Origin of the sequence: Crateriforma spongiae (assembly GCF_012290005.1) — a bacterium.
Lineage (GTDB): Bacteria > Planctomycetota > Planctomycetia > Pirellulales > Pirellulaceae > Crateriforma > Crateriforma spongiae.
In genome coordinates, this window is record NZ_JAAXMS010000003.1 from 343,070 (window position 1) to 362,233 (window position 19,164).

General features: G+C 59.2%; 14 protein-coding genes. 7 read left to right on the forward strand and 7 right to left on the reverse strand.

Translation table 11 applies throughout. The features are described from left to right. The first annotated feature begins 32 nt into the window (after positions 1-32). Positions 33-3,296: a hypothetical protein gene (locus HFP54_RS09360; protein ID WP_168564917.1), complete on the forward strand. Its 3,264-nt coding sequence runs from the start codon at positions 33-35 to the stop codon at positions 3,294-3,296. Next, on the forward strand, positions 3,293-3,982 hold the full coding sequence (locus tag HFP54_RS09365; RefSeq protein WP_168564918.1) for an esterase/lipase family protein: 690 nt from the start codon (positions 3,293-3,295) through the stop codon (positions 3,980-3,982). Before HFP54_RS09360 ends, HFP54_RS09365 begins: the two co-directional genes overlap by 4 nt. A 39-nt stretch (positions 3,983-4,021) precedes the next feature. Here the strand turns inward: HFP54_RS09365 and HFP54_RS09370 are convergent, their stop codons facing one another. Together HFP54_RS09370 and HFP54_RS09375 are read right to left on the reverse strand one after the other, a co-directional pair. Then, positions 4,022-4,771, reverse strand: a complete 750-nt coding sequence (locus tag HFP54_RS09370; protein WP_168564919.1) for a YggS family pyridoxal phosphate-dependent enzyme — start codon at positions 4,769-4,771, stop codon at positions 4,022-4,024. After that, entirely contained in the window at positions 4,764-6,689 is a 1,926-nt protein-coding gene (locus tag HFP54_RS09375) for a hypothetical protein (protein ID WP_168564920.1), read from the reverse strand. Before HFP54_RS09375 ends, HFP54_RS09370 begins: the two co-directional genes overlap by 8 nt. Positions 6,690-6,926: 237 nt before the next feature. On the opposite strand from HFP54_RS09375, the gene HFP54_RS09380 reads away from it, so the two are divergent. Both HFP54_RS09380 and HFP54_RS09385 read left to right on the forward strand, forming a co-directional pair. After that, positions 6,927-7,937, forward strand: coding sequence for a YdjY domain-containing protein (locus tag HFP54_RS09380; RefSeq protein WP_168564921.1), 1,011 nt, complete (start codon positions 6,927-6,929; stop codon positions 7,935-7,937). Continuing rightward, positions 7,934-9,262, forward strand: coding sequence for a 3-hydroxyacyl-CoA dehydrogenase family protein (locus HFP54_RS09385; protein WP_168564922.1), 1,329 nt, complete (start codon positions 7,934-7,936; stop codon positions 9,260-9,262). The genes HFP54_RS09380 and HFP54_RS09385 overlap by 4 nt, the downstream gene beginning before the upstream one ends. On the opposite strand, the gene HFP54_RS09390 is transcribed toward HFP54_RS09385, so the two are convergent. Beyond that, on the reverse strand, positions 9,228-10,409 hold the full coding sequence (locus HFP54_RS09390) for an alanine racemase (protein ID WP_168564923.1): 1,182 nt from the start codon (positions 10,407-10,409) through the stop codon (positions 9,228-9,230). The two genes, HFP54_RS09385 and HFP54_RS09390, sit on opposite strands and share 35 nt — an antisense overlap. A gap of 35 nt (positions 10,410-10,444) precedes the next feature. Between HFP54_RS09390 and HFP54_RS09395 the strand changes: the two genes are divergently transcribed. After that, positions 10,445-11,575 carry a tRNA-queuosine alpha-mannosyltransferase domain-containing protein gene (locus tag HFP54_RS09395; RefSeq protein WP_168564924.1) on the forward strand — a complete coding sequence of 377 codons (1,131 nt, stop codon included), beginning with the start codon at positions 10,445-10,447 and terminating at the stop codon, positions 11,573-11,575. A gap of 21 nt (positions 11,576-11,596) precedes the next feature. Here the strand turns inward: HFP54_RS09395 and HFP54_RS09400 are convergent, their stop codons facing one another. From HFP54_RS09400 to HFP54_RS09410, 3 genes are all read right to left on the reverse strand, one after another. Next, entirely contained in the window at positions 11,597-12,577 is a 981-nt protein-coding gene (locus tag HFP54_RS09400) for a type II secretion system F family protein (protein WP_145294372.1), read from the reverse strand. Positions 12,578-12,671: 94 nt separating this feature from the next. Then, positions 12,672-13,640, reverse strand: coding sequence for a type II secretion system F family protein (locus HFP54_RS09405; protein WP_145294374.1), 969 nt, complete (start codon positions 13,638-13,640; stop codon positions 12,672-12,674). 69 nt (positions 13,641-13,709) lie between these two features. Beyond that, positions 13,710-15,029: a TadA family conjugal transfer-associated ATPase gene (locus HFP54_RS09410; RefSeq protein WP_146415446.1), complete on the reverse strand. Its 1,320-nt coding sequence runs from the start codon at positions 15,027-15,029 to the stop codon at positions 13,710-13,712. A 299-nt stretch (positions 15,030-15,328) separates the two neighbouring features. Between HFP54_RS09410 and HFP54_RS09415 the strand changes: the two genes are divergently transcribed. Then, entirely contained in the window at positions 15,329-16,330 is a 1,002-nt protein-coding gene (locus tag HFP54_RS09415; RefSeq protein WP_168564925.1) for a Gfo/Idh/MocA family protein, read from the forward strand. A 115-nt stretch (positions 16,331-16,445) separates the two neighbouring features. Next, positions 16,446-17,645, forward strand: coding sequence for a GIY-YIG nuclease family protein (locus HFP54_RS09420; protein WP_315853867.1), 1,200 nt, complete (start codon positions 16,446-16,448; stop codon positions 17,643-17,645). Positions 17,646-17,698: 53 nt separating this feature from the next. Here HFP54_RS09420 and HFP54_RS09425 read toward each other — a convergent pair whose 3' ends face one another. Further along, the gene (locus tag HFP54_RS09425) at positions 17,699-18,754 is read right to left on the reverse strand and encodes a transaldolase family protein (RefSeq protein ID WP_168564926.1); all 1,056 of its coding nucleotides are present in this window, start codon (positions 18,752-18,754) and stop codon (positions 17,699-17,701) included. Between the last annotated feature and the right edge of the window lie 410 nt (positions 18,755-19,164).

The following is a 19,164-nucleotide window of genomic DNA, read 5'->3' on the forward strand; positions in this document are numbered from 1 at the left end:
CCGGGATCGCATCGGCAACGGGGCCGCAACCCATGATGCAACACAGCAAAGACTACTTCTTGGCGCTGGGTGTGCTGATTGCCGCCGCGCTGACCTACCAGACCGCGACCGATTGGTTATTGCGGCCGCCCCAGATTGAATCGGTCCCGATGGCCGAACAGGCGTCGCTGCGCCCCCGCGAATCCCTGGCCTACTTGTTTCCCGAAGACGCTTGGCAGCGCGGCACCTGCCAGCAACTACAGATGCGGGACGCCGTGCTGTTGTTCGGCGAACTGATTCGCGACGAAGGCAATCGGATGACGGCCAAGCCGGTCACCGTGGTGTACGGACGCGATTTGGCGATTGATCGCGCTAAGCGACCGTTGATCTTGGAAGCGGAGACGGCGGAAATTGAATTCGACGGTTCGTTGAACCTGGATTCGATGGGCGACGACGCTCCACCGATCAAGACCGCCAACCTGATCGGGAACGTCCACGTGCACGGTGGAGCCCCTTCGTTATCGAGAGCAACGGCTGGACCGGCGACCGATGCATCCGCCATCGACATTCGTACCAGCTACATCAGCGTGGATCGGCAGAAGATCTGGACGACTCAGCAAATCGACATGTCGTTCGGCGACGTCAAATTGGTCGGGCGTGACCTGACGTTGCACCTGATGGAAGCCGCCGGCCCGGCCGCCGACAACTTGCAATCCATCGTCGATCGAATGGAACTGATCTATCTGGACCAGTTGACCGTTCCGATGCGAGACATGCCGGGATCGGTGCTGAGCATGGAATCCGGTGGCGGGATTGAATTCGACTTTGGCGTCAACGAATTGACCCTGCATGATTCCGTCGCCTTTGTCTTGCAAACCCCCGGCCAAGACGATGACCGATTTGATTGCGCGGAACTGACCCTGACCCTGCGTGATCCGCTGAACCGCAAACTTCGCCGCGAAGGCCCCCTGGACTGGATTTCTCAGGTGCAAGCGGTAGGTGCGTCGGATGCGCCGGCATCGTTGTACATGCCAAGCCGTGGTTTCGGGCTGGTCGCCGACGACATCTTTTTCGATGCACAGCGGGGCGTGCTGCGAGTTTCCAATCCCGGCGAAACTTCCAGCGACGCTTCGGCGAACTCACAACAGACCAAACTGGTCACGATGCGGTACAACGGGATCGTCGCGGGCTTACAGCAGATGGTCTATGAATTTGACCCGCGACAACCACGCGTGCTGGGACGGTTGTTGGCCGCCGGTGCGGGCCGCATTCGAATCGAGATGGAAGATTCGCCCGTGCGGCATCTGGCGTGGTCGGAGGGCTTGGAGATCAAGCCGACCGAGACTCGGCACCACGCCGCGACACCGCTGGACGCACCCGCTGCGACGTCGATCACAAGGGGATCCGTCGGCGGGGCATCGATCGATGAAGAATCGGGCCCGCCGATCACGCTTGCCGCCACGCAAGTCAACGTCGACGGTAACGTCCAAGCGATTCTGTCAGCCGGCGGTGCTTTTTCGGCCGCGCACGTCCGCTGCGACCTGCAACCGTCACGGTTTTCGGATGAGAAGACATCGCTGGTGCCGTCTGGTTTTGTCGCGAAGGAAGCCGTGTTGTTGGACACGCCCACCATTCGCGCGATGACGGATAGCTTGACGCTGGTGTTCCAGGAAGTGGATCCCTCCGCTGCGAAAACGGATTCGATGCTTTCGACCACCGGACGTGATGCCGACGGCTCCGGTGCAACAGATGGTGGTGCCAATGGGGTGCGGCGCTGGGTCGTCCAGCCGGGGCCCGCTGACGGACCGGCCGAACCGGTGGCCCGTCCGCGTCCGGAGATCGCCGGACGCCAAATTGCCGCCAAACTGCGGATTGCCGATCGTGATCTGACTGCCGAAGACTTGTCCGTACGCGGCGATGTCCGTCTGACTCATGTGGTCAATGTCGGACAGCAAGCATTGAACGCCGTGCTGCAAGGGGATCAACTGCGACTGACCGGTGGCGGCGGATCGGAACGGATCAGCCTGTTCAGCAGCCCGAATCGTCCGGCCCGATTGGACTTGGGCGACGGCTTTTTTGCCGGCCCCGCGCTGCACATTCGTCCGATGGACAACGTGGTGGAGATCAACGAGGCTGGTCAGTTCCAAATGCCGACGGCGATTCTGCCCAGCGGACTGGCCGGTGAAACGGCAGATGCAAGTGATGATGGACAACCTCCGTCGCTGAAGTGGACCACCGCACCCAGGTGTCACTTTGCCGGTGGCATGATCTTTGACGGACGCCAAATCCGATTGCGTGGTGGCGTGACCATCGACGCGGCAATGACGCATCGGGATCAACCCTGGCAATTCCAGTTGCGGGGCGATTCATTGGTCGCCGATCTGACCGATGGTGTCCAGCTCCGCGACATGAAAACCTTGCGGCAGGCAACGCTGGCACGCGTCTCACTGTTGCGTGAAGGCGATTTGCCGGTGTCGATCGAAGCGGTTTCCAATAATGTGAACGGGCAAACACAGTCACGCCACCTGTTGCGTGCACCGTCGTTGGTCTATCTGCCCGACAGCGGTGGCCAACTATTGGCCGAAGGTCCCGGTGCCTACTGGGCTTGGCTGTTGCAAGAAAAGGCGAACTCGATCTCCGGTGCAAGCGGCGGTGATGATTCGCAACCCCGGCCGCGAACCACTCTGGAAGCCGCTCAATTGGCAAGTCGCCAACAAAACGAAGCGGCCCGTTCCAGCCCGATCGCGGACGTGGACACGCCGACCCTGCAAGGCGTGCACCTGACTTACTATGACCGCATGGTGGGCAGTTTACAGAACCAAAGTCTGACGTTTCATCGTGACGTGCAAATCGGAAGTCGAGCGGTTCCGGATTGGGAAACGCCCGTCGACGTGACTCGAATGCAGCACTTGGCCAGCGGTGATGCGACGATCCGATGCCAGCGTTTGCAGTTGGGGGTCGATCCGGCCAGCCTGTCACCGTCGCTTGCCGGTCCGACCGCGCGTTCCTTTGAACTGTTGGCCGACGGTGGTGTGTTGTTCCGCAGTCTGCAGGACAAAGTGACTCGCGAGATTGCCGCAAGTCGTGCGGCCTATCAATCCGGCAAAAGTCTGTTCACCCTGCAAGGCGCCCCCGGCAATGCGTTGCAGATGCGACAGAGCCGTCCAGGCGCCGAGCCGATGTTCTTGACCGGGGAAAACATGAGCATCCAAGATCCCATGTCACCCAACATGAAGGTTCAGATGAACGTGACGGGGTTTCACTATGGTCCCAGTGGCGGCAACCAGGCGGCACAAAACCAGGGGAATCTGCGGTGAACGTTCGGCCGGATCTGCCCCGCATCGCTCCGCAATGCCAAGCCGACGTCCAACGGACATCGGTCATCTTGGTCCATGGCATGTTGGCCAGTCATCGCAGCATGCGACCGATCGCCGATTCGCTGTCGGACCTCGGCATGCACGTGACCAGTTGGCGGTATTCCACGCTGATTCATTCGATCCGTGATCACGCCGATCGTTTGGCACGTGTTGTCTTGCGTCATTTGGCCGATCGTGACGTCGAAACGTTGCACTTTGTCGGTCACAGCATGGGGTGCATCATTCTGCGTCAAACGCTGCTGCGATTTCGCTTGTCCGGTGCCCGATTTGTGATGCTGGCACCGCCCAACGGTGGTTCGCGTTTGACACGCTTGCCCTCTGGTCCGCTTGCCCGTTGGTTTCCACCGTTTGCCGAATTGGCTGAACACCGTGACAGCTTGGTCAATCGTCTGCCCTCACCAACGGGGCTGGATGTCGGGGTGGTCGCGGCACGTTGGGACCGGGTCGTGGAATTGGAAGCGACCCGGCTACGATGCTCTCATGAACATCTGGTCGTCTCTGCAACACACCAGCGATTACCGCGGCATGAGGAAGCGGTTCGACAAGTCCAACACTTCCTGCTGCACGGTTGTTTTGATCGTCCCGCGGTGACGCGGCGTAGTGATCCTCGTCGTCGGGCGGCGTAGTGATCCTCGCCGTCGGGCGTTCGCGACCGCGAGTGCCCGTTACATCAGCCCGGCAAAGATCCGTGAACCGATCCGGACCATGGTCGCACCGGCGGCGATGGCCGCGGGGAAATCACCGCTCATGCCCATCGAAAGGGTTGGCAGCGGTCGCGAATATTCGTCTTGGAATTCGTCACGCAGCTTTCGCAGCCGATCGAACTGTGTCGCGGCGTCGTCTTGGCCGCCATGCAAGGATGCCATCGCCATTAGACCGTCGACCTGGACGCCGGCGGGAATACCCGCGTCGAAGCATCGCCGGGTATCGTCGATTGCCATTCCCGTTTTGGCCTGTTCGCCGCTGATGTTGACTTCCAAAAGGCAGGAGGTCGTGATCCCGGCGTCGACCGATTGTTGGGCGACAACGTCCAGCAATTTTTGACTGTCGATCGAATGGATCATCGGGCGGTGCCGCAGCAACCGACGGACTTTGTTGGTTTGCAGGTGACCGATTTGATGCCATCGCGGTGCAGCATTGGCGTACCCCGCCGCGGCCAAAGCCTCGGGATCCATCTGCTCGGCCTTTTTCCACAACACTTGGGGGCGGTTTTCACCCAAGTCTCGGCAACCAATTTCGCACAACGCCGCGGTCAGGCTGGCATCGACGTACTTGGTCACGCCAATGATTTGAACTGTGTTTGGTTCCCTGCCGGCCTGCAGGGTTGCTTCGGCAACGTCGTCGACGACCGATTGCCAGTTGTCACGCAGACGTTGAAAGGACGCATCATCCAGTCGTTGCAAAGTCTCAGTCATCCTGGCTGCCTTCCACCGTGACCAGTTCTTCGAAATCGCCTTCGTCCATGTGGAATCGCGCCGCAAAGAAGTCGGCGATCAGGTGTTTTCCCATCACACTGCGGACGCGTTGCCCACGCAGCGAGCGATAGACGATCCATTGGTCGCTGCCCATTTGGACGCGGTAGCCGACCGCCTGATCGCTTGGCACCCGTTTCAGTTCATCGGCGATCGTCAGCGTCCGCCATGTGCGTTTGCGTTTGAAACGCTTGGGCATCAAGTCCAACCACAGCGGGGCGAACAACGCCGTTCGGGCTTCGGCGGTCAAGACCAGCACGCCGTCGTCGGTTGCGTCAAGCTGGGCCGCACTGGGGCCGACGCGCCATTCACCCGCCGACAACGGGATCGCCAAAGCGTCGGCCAAAGAGCTTGCTTTCTTTTTGCGTGTCTTTGCACCGGAGGAATTTGCCGGCTTTGCATGCAAGTAAACTTCGCGGGTTTCCAATTCGTCGCGTGCTTGTACGGATCGGGCCAGCGGCAGACGGCTGACATACTGGATCAACCGATCGTCATCCGGGTCCGCTTCGGGGGACGGCAAGACGCTGTCGGCCAACATCGCACAGCGATCATCACGAAGAAGCATGACGTGACGCTGCAGCATCAGCCCGCCGGACCAAGGTTGTTCGAATTCCAGATAGTGGACGTCGTCGTCACTGTATTCACACGTCGATTCCCACTCGCCTTCGCTGTTTTGTTCGATACCGCCGAAGCGAATCATCGTTTGCCACTGGCCGGCAAGAAGCTGTTTCCGGCCACAGCACATTTCGATACGACAATCCGGCTGGGAATAGTCGATCACGGTCCGGCCGCGACGGACGTCCCACTCGGGAAGCATCACGCCCAACTTGGCGTCGTCACAGTGGATCAAGGATTCGGGTAACGAAACGGACCAAGCCAAACGCCCGCCACTTTGCGAGACTCCGAGGGCGGCTTCGACGGCCGGACGAAGCGTCTCCGGGTCCCAGCGGCACATCCTTTCCAACAGCCCCGTGGTTTGCTTGATAGGACGTTTCGGCTGTGCCGACACGGCGCCGCCGACGTCATCGCGAAAATACTTGTCCGGTACCGCTTCGTCGACGCGGGCGTCATCGATCAACAGCGAAGGTTGACCACCAGGACTGGTCAGCCCGGCCACCCAAGTGGCGACGTCCGATGCGATGGCACGTTGTCGTTTGGTAAAACTGGATTTTGTCGTCGCGGCGAACAGGTCTTCGCACCGGAGCAGGGACGCAGCAACTAGTCGGGCGTTTCGGCCACCCCGCATGGCGTCGGCGATCGCGTCACCTTCCGCATTCAACCATTCCTTGACGACCTTCACCGATGCTTCCCGCATGCGGTGGCATGATGGCAAGTCTTTCAATCGCCATGCCATCGTCAGCCCCAGTTCGCCGCCCAGGATCAATCGCGCCGTCGCATCAGCCTGGTCACATTCCCGCTGTTGTTCGGCCGAATGCTGTAGCTTTCCAAGCAGGTCCCACCACAATCGCGTGGGCAATCGGTCGGTCAGCCACGGCATGGCCGCGGCCCATAACACCGCTTGCGTCGATTCCAACGCGTCGGCACGTGGCCCCGGGACGTCATCGCAAAAGTCTTCGGCCAGCCGGACCAAGTCGATCGATTTGCTGTATCGCGGCGACAGCTTGCCGGTCGCCGCCAGCCGACTCAGCAGTTGCCAATTCGCGGGGCAGGCCGATCGCAGGGCCGCGGCGACGCCCCATCGGTAAACCACGCCGCTGTCGGCCGCATCACCAAAGATTCGTTGGGCGGACAGCTTTTCGGCATGCTTGCGGACCTTTTTCTGCAACTTGGCCCACTGGTCCTTTTCGGCATCGGACAGTCGGTCGTGCTCAAAGGCTTCGTCAATCGTAAGGGTCGACATGGACGTGGCTGTGGTTGAAACTGATAATCACAAGAGGCAAACCTGGCGTCCTGCCGAACGGTGCGACCGCGGTTCCCAGCATACCCGGCACCGCCTTGCATGCCGCGGCCCACCGTACGGTCATCGGGCAACGCCGTACGGTAATCGTGATGAACGAAAACGTACATGACCCGCGAAATGCCGAGGTCGCCGGTCCGCCAGCATCCGTTTGGAAATCGCGTTAGGAATCAAACCAAGATGGAATTTTCGCTGCGAAAACCGATGCCCACCCGCCGCCAACGATGGCGGGGCTTCGTCGCAAACGTCGCCGCTGCGGCAATCATTTTGACCGGTGGGACGGTCACCGGGCAGGGGTTGCCGCCGCTGGATGAAATCCAAGCCCAAGCGGATGATTCGCCAATGCCCGGCCAGGACGACACGCCGCAGTACGTCGACCAGGTCGCCGCCAAGGCTTTCGCACCGCCGCCCGAAGCGAAACGACTTTCAAAGAGTTCCAACCTTTGGATCGACCGTCAACGCAAACGCGTTTATGTCGACGGTTACGTGACACTGGATCGCGGCATGTTGGAAATGTTCGCCTGTCCGTCGGGTACCAAAGAACACGAATCGGTTGTCGCCCTGCTGGCCAAGAGTCGCGAAGTCCATACGGCGTTGTTGGCCGTGGGAGCCAAATCGGGGACGGTGGTGCGGTACGAACCGCGTTTCGTTCCGCCCACCGGTCAAGCGATTCGCATTTGGGTGTGCTTTCGCGACAAGAACCAGCAGTTCCAAGTGGTCGATGGACGGAAACTGGTTCGCAACATCAAGACAAAGAAACCACTGAGCGAGAATTGGGTGTTTGCGGGCAGCGAGTTTTGGACCGACCCGATCGACGGCAAACGGTATTACCAGGCGGATGGCGGCGACATGATCTGTGTGTCCAATTTCGGCACCGCGATGCTGGACGTTCCCTTCGAAAGCAGTGCCCAGTCGGCCGACTTGTTGTTTGAACCGTTCACCGAAAACTTGCCGCCGCGCGATACGCCGGTTCGCGTGGTGATGGTGCCGATCCCGTTCCCGACCGACGACGATCCCGTTGACGACGGTTCCAGTGACAACGATCCCGATGAAGATGCCAAACCCACTGGTCGTGATGACGGCGAATCGTCGGCGGTCCCGCCGCTGTTGAGAAAGCCGACCGAACGTATCTTGCTGCCTCCGGCCAAGCCAGCGACCAGCAGCGATTCGTCGGCGACCTCCACGCCATGATGCGAACCGTATTGGTCGGGTTCGGTGTCGTCGGTCGCGCCGTGTGTGCCGAACACTTGCGCCGGGGCATCGCCGTTGATGTGGTCGATCAAGACGCGTCGGCCCTGCAGTCGGCATCCGAGTGGCTGCAACACACGTTTCCAGGCGATGATCCATCCGGCAACGCCTGGAACATTCGGTCGATTCCATCGGTCATCGGTAGCTTAACGTCAATCCGTATCGAACCAAGCGATCCTCGTGACGCCGGCGGTGCAGATGATTGGGCAGGCGACGGTCGTCCGACGCTTTTGATTGAATCCGTCGCTGAGAACTTGGAAGTCAAGCAGGCGTTGTTTCGACAGGCACAAGCCGATCTGCCCGGCGGTTCGATCTATTGCTCGAATACGTCCACGCTGCCAATTCGTAATATCTCCAGTTCGCTGGACCAGGTTGAACGTGTGGTCGGCATGCACTTTTTTATGCCGGTCGCTCAACGGCCTGCGGTGGAGATCATCGCTTCGCCAAAAACCGATCCGGCGATCGTCGATGTTTGTGCGGATCATGTTCGACGATTGGGCAAAGTTCCTTTGCGGGTTGGCGACCACGTCGGGTTTGTCGTCAACCGCATGCTGGCCCCTTACATCAACGAATCAATCACGATGTTGTGTCGCGGTGCAACGGCATCGCAAATCGCGGATGCTGCCATGCAATTCGGGATGCCGATCAGCCCGCTGGCGTTGGTGGACGTGATCGGAACCCGTACCGCATTCGATGGCGGACGCAGTTACTGGCGGGCATTCCCCGATCGGTTCGTCTCGGCGCCGCTGTTACCGGCATTGGTGAAACGCAAGCGTCGCGGCCGCCATGACGGCGGTGGTTTTTTCGACAACCAAAATGATGCGGATCAACATCTGCTTGCACCGGAGGTCGGCGGGTTGGTCACCCGGTACACTCGCCAGGGTCGGGATTGGACGGTCGATCAGATTCATCACCGGTTGGCAGCCACGCTTTGGGCCGAAGCCGCGTGTCTGATTCGTGACGGCGTTATCAAGGACGTCAATGTGGTTGACGATGCCATGTGGGGCGGGCTGGGCTATCGAATGAGTCTTGATGATGACGCGAAACCCGTCGTCGACATGCCCACCGTCAACGGATCCGACCGCCAGTCATTCACGCGGCACTGCGATTCATTGGGGTGGGACATCCTGCGAACGCAGTGGTCCGGTGAAGATCCGATTCATGTGCCGGCATGGCTGGAACATCAATGCGAATCCGCTGTTGCCAACGGTCAAAGCCCACGTGACGTCTTGGTCACCAATCTGACGGCCAGCGATCACGTGCGGTGATCGTCCATCGGTCATGGGTGATGCGACCGTCGCGAATCAGATGAGCGTTGGGATAGCGACAAACGCTGGGACAAATGTGCCTGGGCAAAGCAACCAAGGGTTGGCCGATTGCAAAATCGGATCGGCGGTCGGTCCGAATCACCGCGTGTTCTTCGTTGTGTGCGACGATGGTTGCGTCGGCAATTGCGGGCAAGACGAAGCGGTCGGCGATCGCCATTTCCGATGCGACGGCTTTGGTGCCGATGTCCAAACAAAGCAGATCCGATCCTGGACGACTGACCACTCGCGTCAGCAATGCCGCGGCGATTTGGAAGTCCGCTTCGCTGTACTGTTCGGCATAGCCGATGTCCCACAGCACTGTCGTTCCAGGACTCAATCGCCAGCGCGTGTTGGTTCCGGTGTCTGCACCGCAGGTTGAACTGGTTTGAGCCGCCCAGAATTCAAAGTTGGGTGAACCGCCGACGATGATTGTTTCGGTGGGATGTCGATCCAGGTCGGACCGGATTTGATCCAGGATCACGCGAGCGGAATCATTTCGCTGTCGGCGACTGGCTTGGTGCAAATGGCCGTCATAGACGTGCAGTCCGGCGTAATGCAGTGATTTCGATGCGATGATGCGCGACCGTAATTGGTCCAATTCGTCTCCAAGGGGCACTCCGGTTCGGTGCATGCCAACGTCGACATCGATGTGGACATCCAGAACCATCTCGTTCGACTGAATCGTTGGTACCAACCGATCGATGCTTTCCAAGTTGTCGATGATCCCCGCAAAACGCGTTGCGGGATACTGTCGGGCCAGTCGAACCACCGCCTCGGCCTTGGGGCCAACCAGTGGATGCGCCAACAACACATCGGCCGCACGAGCCTCGGCGGCCATGGCGGCTTCGGCAACGGTGGACGCTTTGAAAGACCGGATGCCTCGGTCCACTTGCATTGCCGTGACATCACGCGACTTATGGGTTTTCACGTGAGGGCACAGGCGATCCACCTGGTCCGGTCCGCCCGCAACGTCGATCATGCGTTCCAGGTTCGCAGCAATCGCCTCGACATCCCACAACAATGCCGGCGTCGGCAAGTCGGACACCACCGATAGGTCTAGGCTTGACCAGCGGTCGCCACGCCACGATCGTTGCGGTTGGTAATTCATCGTGATTGACAAAGACTGAAAGAAGCGACGTGGCCGTGCCAAGTTCCGCACCGACCATTTTGGCGATCGACCCGTTTCATGGCGGCAGTCATCGCGTTTTCATACAGCAGGTACGCAAGCATAGCCGCTTCGACTGGCATGTGATGACCGACAAGCCCGTGCACTGGAAATGGCGAACCAGTCATTCACCGGTTTCTATGTCGAATTCGGCACGAGCATGGATCGATCAACATGGCCAACCCGACCTGGTGTTTTGCACCGACATGTTGGATTTGGCCGCGTGGGCCGGACTGATGCGGCATTCGTTATCCGCCGTCGTTCCGATCGTCGCCTACTTTCATGAAAGTCAGTTCACGTATCCGACGTCGCCCGATGCTAGGGTGGACCTGCACTACGCCTATCGCAACTTGTTGACCGCGCTGGCAGCGGATCAGTGCTGGTTCAATTCCGCCTTTCACCGCGACACATTCCTGCGAGAATCAGGCCGGTTGTTGGCTCAAATGCCCGACGGTCGCGGCGACTATGATTTGCAGGCGGTGGCGTCAAAGTGCCAAGTCATCTATCCGGGATTTGAGCCTCCCAATGGTGATGACTTGCCGCCCCGCCGAACATCCGATGATGGTCCGATAAGCATCGGGTGGGTGTCACGATGGGAACACGACAAACGTCCGGATCGGTTGTTGTCGCTGTGCCAGGAGCTGCAGTCGCGTGGGATTCCGTTTCGCTTGGTCTTGTTGGGCAGTCGGCCGGCCAGGGAACCGGAGTCGCTCCGGTGCATCCGTGTGTCGTATGGCCATTGCATCGAACACGACGGCTTTGCCGAATCATCGCAGGCGTATTGGTCGATGCTCGCAAAGATGGACGTCGTAGTGTCGACGGCGGACCATGAGTTTTTCGGCATCGCGATTTGCGAAGCGGTTTGGTCCGGTGCCGTACCCGTGCTGCCCGATCGTTTGAGCTATCCGGAACTTTTTCCGGACGCTTGTCTGTATTCGACCGTGGATCAGGCGGCGGACTTGATCAGTCGCTTGACCAACGTCGGGTTTCGCCAAAGCAAACAAACGGCTTTGCGGCGGCAAGTCGAACGTTTGCAGGCACGTCATACCGTGGCGGAACTGGACAAAGCGATCGGTCGCGTGATCCGATCCGCCATCGACGATGCCTAGCTGCCGATGCGTTTTGCCGGATCAGTTGCCCAGCATTTGCCGCGACATGTTGATCGCTGCGGGACCGACCAGGATCACGAAGATGCCGGGGAAGATGAATAGCACCAGCGGGAAAATCATCTTCACCGCCGTCTTGGCCGCCTTTTCTTCGGCGATCTGCCGCCGTTTGGTCCGCATCGAATCACTCTGCACCCGCAGGGCTTGCGAGACGCTGGATCCAAATTTGTCGGCTTGGATCAGGATGTTGGCCAACTGTTTTAGGTCGTCCACACCACTGCGGTAACCCAACGCCGCCAGCACTTCATTTCGTGGGCGACCGAATTGCAGTTGCTGGTTGGCAATCGCGAATTCTTCGCCGATGTTCTTGTGCGACTTCTTCATCTCTTCGGCCACTTTTCGCAGTGTCTGGTCCATCCCCAAGCCGGCTTCCACACAGACGACCATCAAGTCCAATGCGTCGGGAAGGCCCAGGAAGATCGATTGCTTGCGTCGATTGGCCAAGAAATTCAGGATGAAGTTGGGCAATCCGAAGCCGATGATCACACCGATCGCCAGCTTCATGATCATGTCTGAATTCACGCCGTTCATGACCAGCCCGGTCACACCGCCGACCAACAAGCCGGACGCGGAAAAGACCAATTGGATGAACTTGAAGATCAGCGGGGCCGATTCGTGGCGGAAACCCGCGTTGACCATCTTTTCGCGAAGCTTGCCCATTTCCGCTTCGTTGCCGGCGATCTTGTCGCCGATCGGCGACGACGCTTTTTCCAACGCCGCGGTCAACGCTTCGTTCTTCTTTTTGCGTTTGTCGTCGCCTTCGGATTGCGAACGTGTTTTGCGCGGATCCTTCAGGATGTCCAAACGGCTTTCGGCGGTCGGGCGATCATCACCGCTGACACGACCGAGAACCAGCCAAGCCACCGCGGTCACACCGACAAACGCGGCAACGCAGGTCAGGATGATGGGCATCGTTGAACTGGCGAGCATCATGGGCGTCAACATGACAGACATTCCAATCAAAAACACAAAAGCGAGACGTCAAGACGGCAACAGACGGACAAAACAAATGTCACCCACGTGGGCGACCGTGCAGGGCTTAGACTTTGATCGTGATGATCTTCTTGATGGCCAAAGCACCCAGCAGCTGCGAGAACAACGCGGCCCCCAGCATGTAGCGACCGGCGGGGTCGGTGAACAGCATCATCACGTAGTCGTAGTTCAGCTTCAGCATGACAAGGAAAAGCACCGGAGGCAGTGCCAGCAGTACCGCACCGCTCATGCGGCCTTCCCCGGTCAACGCTTGGATTTGACCTTGGATCTGCAAACGTTCACGCACCAAGCGTCCGATCTTGTCCAAGATCTCGCTCAGGTCGCCCCCGGTTTGACGCTGCAGGATGATCGCCGTTGCAAAGAATCGCAGGTCCATGTTGGGGACCCGAGCGGCCATGTCTTCGATCGCTTCATCCAACGGGATGCCGAACTTTTGTTCTTCAAAGCAACGTGCAAATTCCACCGACAACGGGGCTTCCATTTCCTGACCGACCAAACCGAATCCCGCGTTCAGCGAGTGTCCGGCGCGAAGCGAACGGCTGAGCAGTTCCAAAGCCTCGGGCATCTGCTTGCCGAACTTTGCCAAGCGTCGTTTGCGTTTCATCAACAGCCATCCGATCGGGATCGCGGCGATCAACAGACCCGCCACCGGTGCCAATAAGACGGGTAAGGGTGAAACGACCGTGACGAACACGCCACCGGCAAAACAGCCACCGCAGATTCCAGCAAACAGGGCCGGCGACATTTCGATGTCGGCCTGTTCCAGGTACTGTCGCAATTGCGGCATGCTGTCGAAGATCGCTTTGAAGCCGACCTTTTGGTCGTCCAGCGATCCGGCCACCAATAACGACGGCTGGTCCTTGGAATCCGGGCCGCCGGGACGACGCGACGCCAGGGTGGCCAATCGGTCTTCGGTAGCCGAGCTTTCTTCGTTGGGCATGACCGCCGAAGCGACCAGGGCGACCAACGCGGCGACGAACATGCCCGCGGCAATGATGACGAACGTTCCAGGCATTGCTTTGTATCGGGTTGGGAAAGGTGACGTGAAAGTGACAAACAAGCGGCGTGGTGATGAACCCACGAATCAGGCGGGCATGATGACCCGTTCGCGGAATGCGCTGGCGGGCAAGCGAACGCCGCTGGATTCCAGACGGTCCATGAAGCTGGGCCGGACGCCGGTGCATTCGAAGTGACCGAACGCTTTGCCGTCTTCGTCGACGCCCTTTTGCACGTATCGATAGATGTCTTGCAGGATGATCGTGTCGCCTTCCATCCCGACCACTTCGGTGATCGCGGTGACGCGACGTGGACCGCCCTGCAAGCGGTTGGCTTGGATCAGCACATCGACCGCACCGGAGATTTGTTGGCGGATGGCTTTGACGGGCAATTCAAATCCCGACATCATCACCAGTGTTTCCAAACGTGCGATCGCATCACGCGGCGTGTTGGCGTGAATCGTCGTCAGTGATCCGTCGTGACCGGTGTTCATGGCCTGCAACATGTCCAACGTTTCACCACCACGACATTCCCCGATGATGATCCGTTCGGGACGCATCCGCAGGGCGTTTTTCACCAGGTCCGTCGCCGTGACCGCACCGTTGCCTTCGATGTTGGGCGGGCGTGTTTCCAGGCGAACGACGTGGTCTTGTTGCAGTTGCAATTCGGCCGCGTCCTCGATCGTCACGATCCGGTCGGCACTGCCGATGAAAGAGGACAGCGTGTTCAGCAGCGTCGTTTTACCCGAACCGGTACCACCGGCGATGATCATGTTCAGCCGTGACTTGATGCAGCCTTCCAGCAGCATGACCATTTCAGGCGTGAACGCGCGATAGTTCAGCAAGTCTTCCAGTTTCAGCGGGTTGCTGCCGAAACGGCGAATCGAAACGGCGGCACCGTCCAGTGCCAAAGGCGGGATGATCGCGTTGAAACGACTGCCGTCTTCCATCCGGGCGTCAACCATCGGACAGGTTTCGTCGACCCGCCGGCCGACTTTACTGACGATTCGGTCGACGATCTGCAGCAGGTGTTTGTTGTCGCGAAATTCCACTTCGGTCTTCTGCATCTGTCCGCCCTTTTCGACGTAGATGCTTTTCGGACCGTTGATCATGATGTCGCTGACCTTCGGGTCCTTCAGGATCAGTTCCAATGGTCCCAGGCCAAAGGTTTCATCCAAGACCTCGTCGACGATCCGCTCGCGTTCTTGGCGGTTCAGCAACGTGTCTTCGGCGTCGCACAAGTGTTCGACGACCATGCGGATTTCACGTTTCAGCGTGTCGCCTTGGAGGTCACCGACACGTGACAAGTCCAACTTGTCGACCAATTTGCCGTGAATCCGGCGTTTGATTTCTTCGAACTGTTCTTGGCGGTTCGGTTCCGGTCGTGCAGCCTGATTGAGGGTTGCCATGCTGATGTTCTTCCCGTGCGTCGTGGATTTGCAAAGCCTTTGCAAACGAATTCGTGCGGGTCGTAACGGTGGCACCGGTCACAGCGGTCAATCGCTGATGATCGATCGCCGCGCATTGCAACGACCCATCGAAACATAGATCGCAAAAGTTGACGCAGTCGAAAGCGTTCAACGAATCGACACAAATTGACACGCGCTGACGTGGGGGATGCGGGGCAACAACGACGCCGTCAACGGATACACTGATCCGCCGAACTTTGATTCACCGAACTGACCCCGCACCTGCAGAAAGGGAAACCATGCGTACCGCCATCGTCGGCGTTGGATTCATGGGATGGATCCACTACCTGGCCTATCAACGCAGTCCCCACGCCGAACTGGTCGGGTTTTGTTCACGCAGCGAAGCCAAGCGGTCCGGGGACTGGACGTCGATCCAGGGAAACTTTGGCCCGCCCGGACGCCAGATCGATGTCAGCGGATTGACGGTCGCCGAGCACTGGCAAGCGTTGCTGGAGGATCCGGGCGTTGATGTGATCGACGTCTGTTTGCCGCCAAGCATGCACGAAGAAGTCGTTGTGGCGGCGCTGGATGCCGGGAAGCATGTTCTGTGTGAAAAACCATTGGCCCTTCAAGCGGACACCGCACGGCGATTGGCCGATCGTGGCGACGGTCGATTGATGGTGGCCCACATCTTGCCGTTCCATCCGGAATTTCAATTGTTGGTCGATGCCGCCGGGGATCAACGTTGGGGCAAACCGATTGCCGGGCGGTTCAAACGGACGATCGGACCGCCGGATTGGATCCCCGATTTTTATGACGCCACCAGCGTCGGCGGGCCTTTGTTGGACTTGCACGTCCATGACGCGCACCTGATCCGGTTGCTGTTCGGAATGCCCGACCGCGTCGACACCGCATCGCGGAAACACCAGGGCGTGCCCAAGCTGTACGAAACCGTGTTCCACTTCAACGATTCGCCTGTCGTCGTTTCGTGCGGCGGGGGAGTCATCGACAGCCCGGCGCGTCCGTTCACCCACGGTTTCGAAGTCAGTTTTGAAAAGGCGACCGTGCGATTCGAATTCGCCGCCTACGCCGACGGCCAAACGTCGGTTGTCCCACTGACCATCATGCACGCCGACGGTACGGTGGAAATGCCGACGCTGGGCGATGGTGATCCGATCACGGCATTCGCCGCGGAAATCAATGCCGCCGCCGAATCGGTTCGCACCGGCAAAATCCATCCGGTCTTGGATGCTAGCATCGCCGCCGACGCGATCGAAATCTGCCAGATGCAGGCGGGATGATCCGCATCGGAAAATTCGGATTTGCCGACGCTGATGGATCTGGCGCATAATCTTTGGCTCGACACGTTCTGCGGGTGGAACGTGTCGATGACGGATCGATCAGGGAGGGAACCGAGTGGACAAGGACGTATTGCTGGGGCATTCGCCGGTCACTGATTTCGGCATCGATCCGCTGAACCCGCACCCGCGACGTCGAATCGAGATCGTCGGCGGTCAGCGGGCCGACGAATTGCGGAGCCAGATTCTGCGGAACTGCCCCCGCGTTCCCGGCGTGTACGGCATGCTTTGCCGACGCGGCGAATTGATTTACGTCGGCAAAAGTAAGTCCCTTCGTTCGCGTCTGCTTAGCTACTTCGCCGACAGCAATTCAGAGAGCAAAGGCGGCCGGATCATTGAATCCACGCGTGCGATCCAGTGGGAAACCCAGCCCAGTGATTTTGCCGCTCTGTTGCGTGAACAGCAATTGATCCGACGCTACAGTCCGCGTTGGAACGTCCAGGGTGTCCCCCAACGTCAGCGTCCGGTCTATCTGTGTTTGGGGCGCCAACCGGCGGCGACGTTTTTTTTGACCGCCGTCCCGCCGAAAGACTGTGTGGCCGTCGAGGGGCCGTTCCACGGTACCAAGCGAATGAACATAGCAGTCGACGCGCTGAACAAAGTCTTTCGTTTGCGCGACTGTAGCCAACAACAAGTGTTCCATTTCGCCGAACAAATGCAGCTGTTCGACCTGGATCATCGCGCCGGATGTCTGCGTTTGGAACTGGATACCTGCATGGGGCCTTGTGCCGCGGCATGCACGCGAGAGGCCTACGACGTTCAAGTCAACGCGGCCCAAAGTTTTCTGGACGGCTTCAATGACGAACCGCTGGTGAAGATCCGCGACCAGATGGAACGAGCCGCCGAAAACCGGCAATACGAACTGGCGTCACGCAGCCGAGACACGTTGAAGTCCTTGGAATACGTCAATCGAAAATTGAACTACCTGGCCAAGGCACGCCGTGATTACTCATTCGTTTACGCGGCATCCAGTTTTGACGGCTGCAGCACGTGGTACCTAATCCGCGGCGGTGAAGTCGCCGATGTGCTGCCCGCGCCACGCAACCCGGTCGAATATGCGGAACTGAAACCGAAGCTGAAGGTTTGGCAAGCAGCACTGGCCAGCGGTTCGGATCGCGGGCACGGCCGCTTCAGCGAAACACTGTCCGTGGTCGCGTCGTGGTTCAAAAAGAATCGCGGTGAATTGAAACGAACGTTTGCACCGGAGCAAAGTGGCCGCAAGTACTTTCGTCGCAGCCTGAGTGCGATCGCGTCCTAGGTAGTCGCGTCGTAGAAACCTGCGACGCGATTCGGCCGGTGCCGGTTCGACTGTCAGCTGGCCGATGCCAATTCGCTGCGTTTCTTGGCGATCAGATCCAGCAGGGCACGTTGAGGTTTGACGAACTTTTCGATCCCCTCGGCCATCAGCACGTCGTGCATGGCGTTCATGTCCACTGCCGAATCGATCTCCGACAGGACGTCGGCATCGGGCATGTCATCGACGGTCCGGTGGAACGTCAGATCGCTTTCGGCCACCGCGGCGTTGGTTTCCGGCGGATTGGTTTGGATGTCGCTGCCGGCGAGAGCTTGGACGTACTTCCAAGGCGGATCGTTGGGATCTTTGGTGCCGGTGCTGGCGAAGATCAATTCTTGTTGCAGCGGCAAATTCTTGTCAGCCCAGAATTGTTGGTTTTCCTGCCAGATGCGATTCGCGTTGACGATTCCCACCATGCCTTGGGCTCGGTCGGAAAGCTGCAGGTGTTTTTGGGTGTAAACATCGATCCGGGAAATGAAGATGCTGTACACCGATTTGATTTTGGCGGGATCGACTTTGCCATCGACGCCACGCCAGATTGCTTCGCGAGCACTGCGGTATTGCTGGTCGGTGAAGATCAGAGTCACGTTCAACGTCACGCCGGCGGCGGCCAGCGGTTCCAACGCCCGCAATCCGGCCTCGGTCGCGGGGACTTTGATCATCCGATTGACGTGGCCATCGGACCAGCGTTTGCCCAGGTCGATGTAGGTTTGGACGCGTTGATCGATGTCCATATTCAGCGACGGATCTTCGATCAGCGGGTCCAGTTCAAAACTGACCCAGCCCGCGTTGCCATTGGTCGACGCATGGATGTCGGCAAACTTGGTTTCCGCGTCGGTGACCAAACGGTCGGTCAACGCCCAGGCGATATCGGAATCGTCTTTGCCGTCGGCCAGCATCTGTTCGATTTGGTCATCCAAGTTCCCGCTGGCCACGATCGACGAGATGATGGCCGGGTTGCTGGTCGCCCCGACAGCGCCGTATCGCAGATTGATGTCGACTTCGGAGGGGTCGACTGAATCCAAATAGAGCTTGGTGCCCGTGTCGATCAGTGATTTCAGTGGTGCAGCCATGTCGGAATCCGTCTGGCGGTGAAGATTGAAAGTGACTTGCGATGGCAACGCGTTGGAGGTTAGCCGGGCGTCCAGTGTTGGCCCGACGTCCACACGAAAGGCCCTTGCCGGCAACCCAAACGCGGTGGGACCGAAACGGCCAGTCCCGCCGCCGCGGCCGCAACGCCCTGCGGTGGGAATCGCACGCGTTTGCAAGCACCTGTGGTGCGTGCACGTCGTCGGCATGGTTGTTTTCGCATCCGTCGCATGCCGTCGGTTTGGCGTGCAGCTGAGATGCCAAAAGCCCCTGCGACCAGCCTTTGCCCGTGTTCGCCCGACGATCGTTTCGGGCCGCCGAAGACGTTCCGAACCGCGCCGCCGCGTTCATGATACCGAATGTGGGGCTCGAAACACGGGCATGCGGCGTCGTC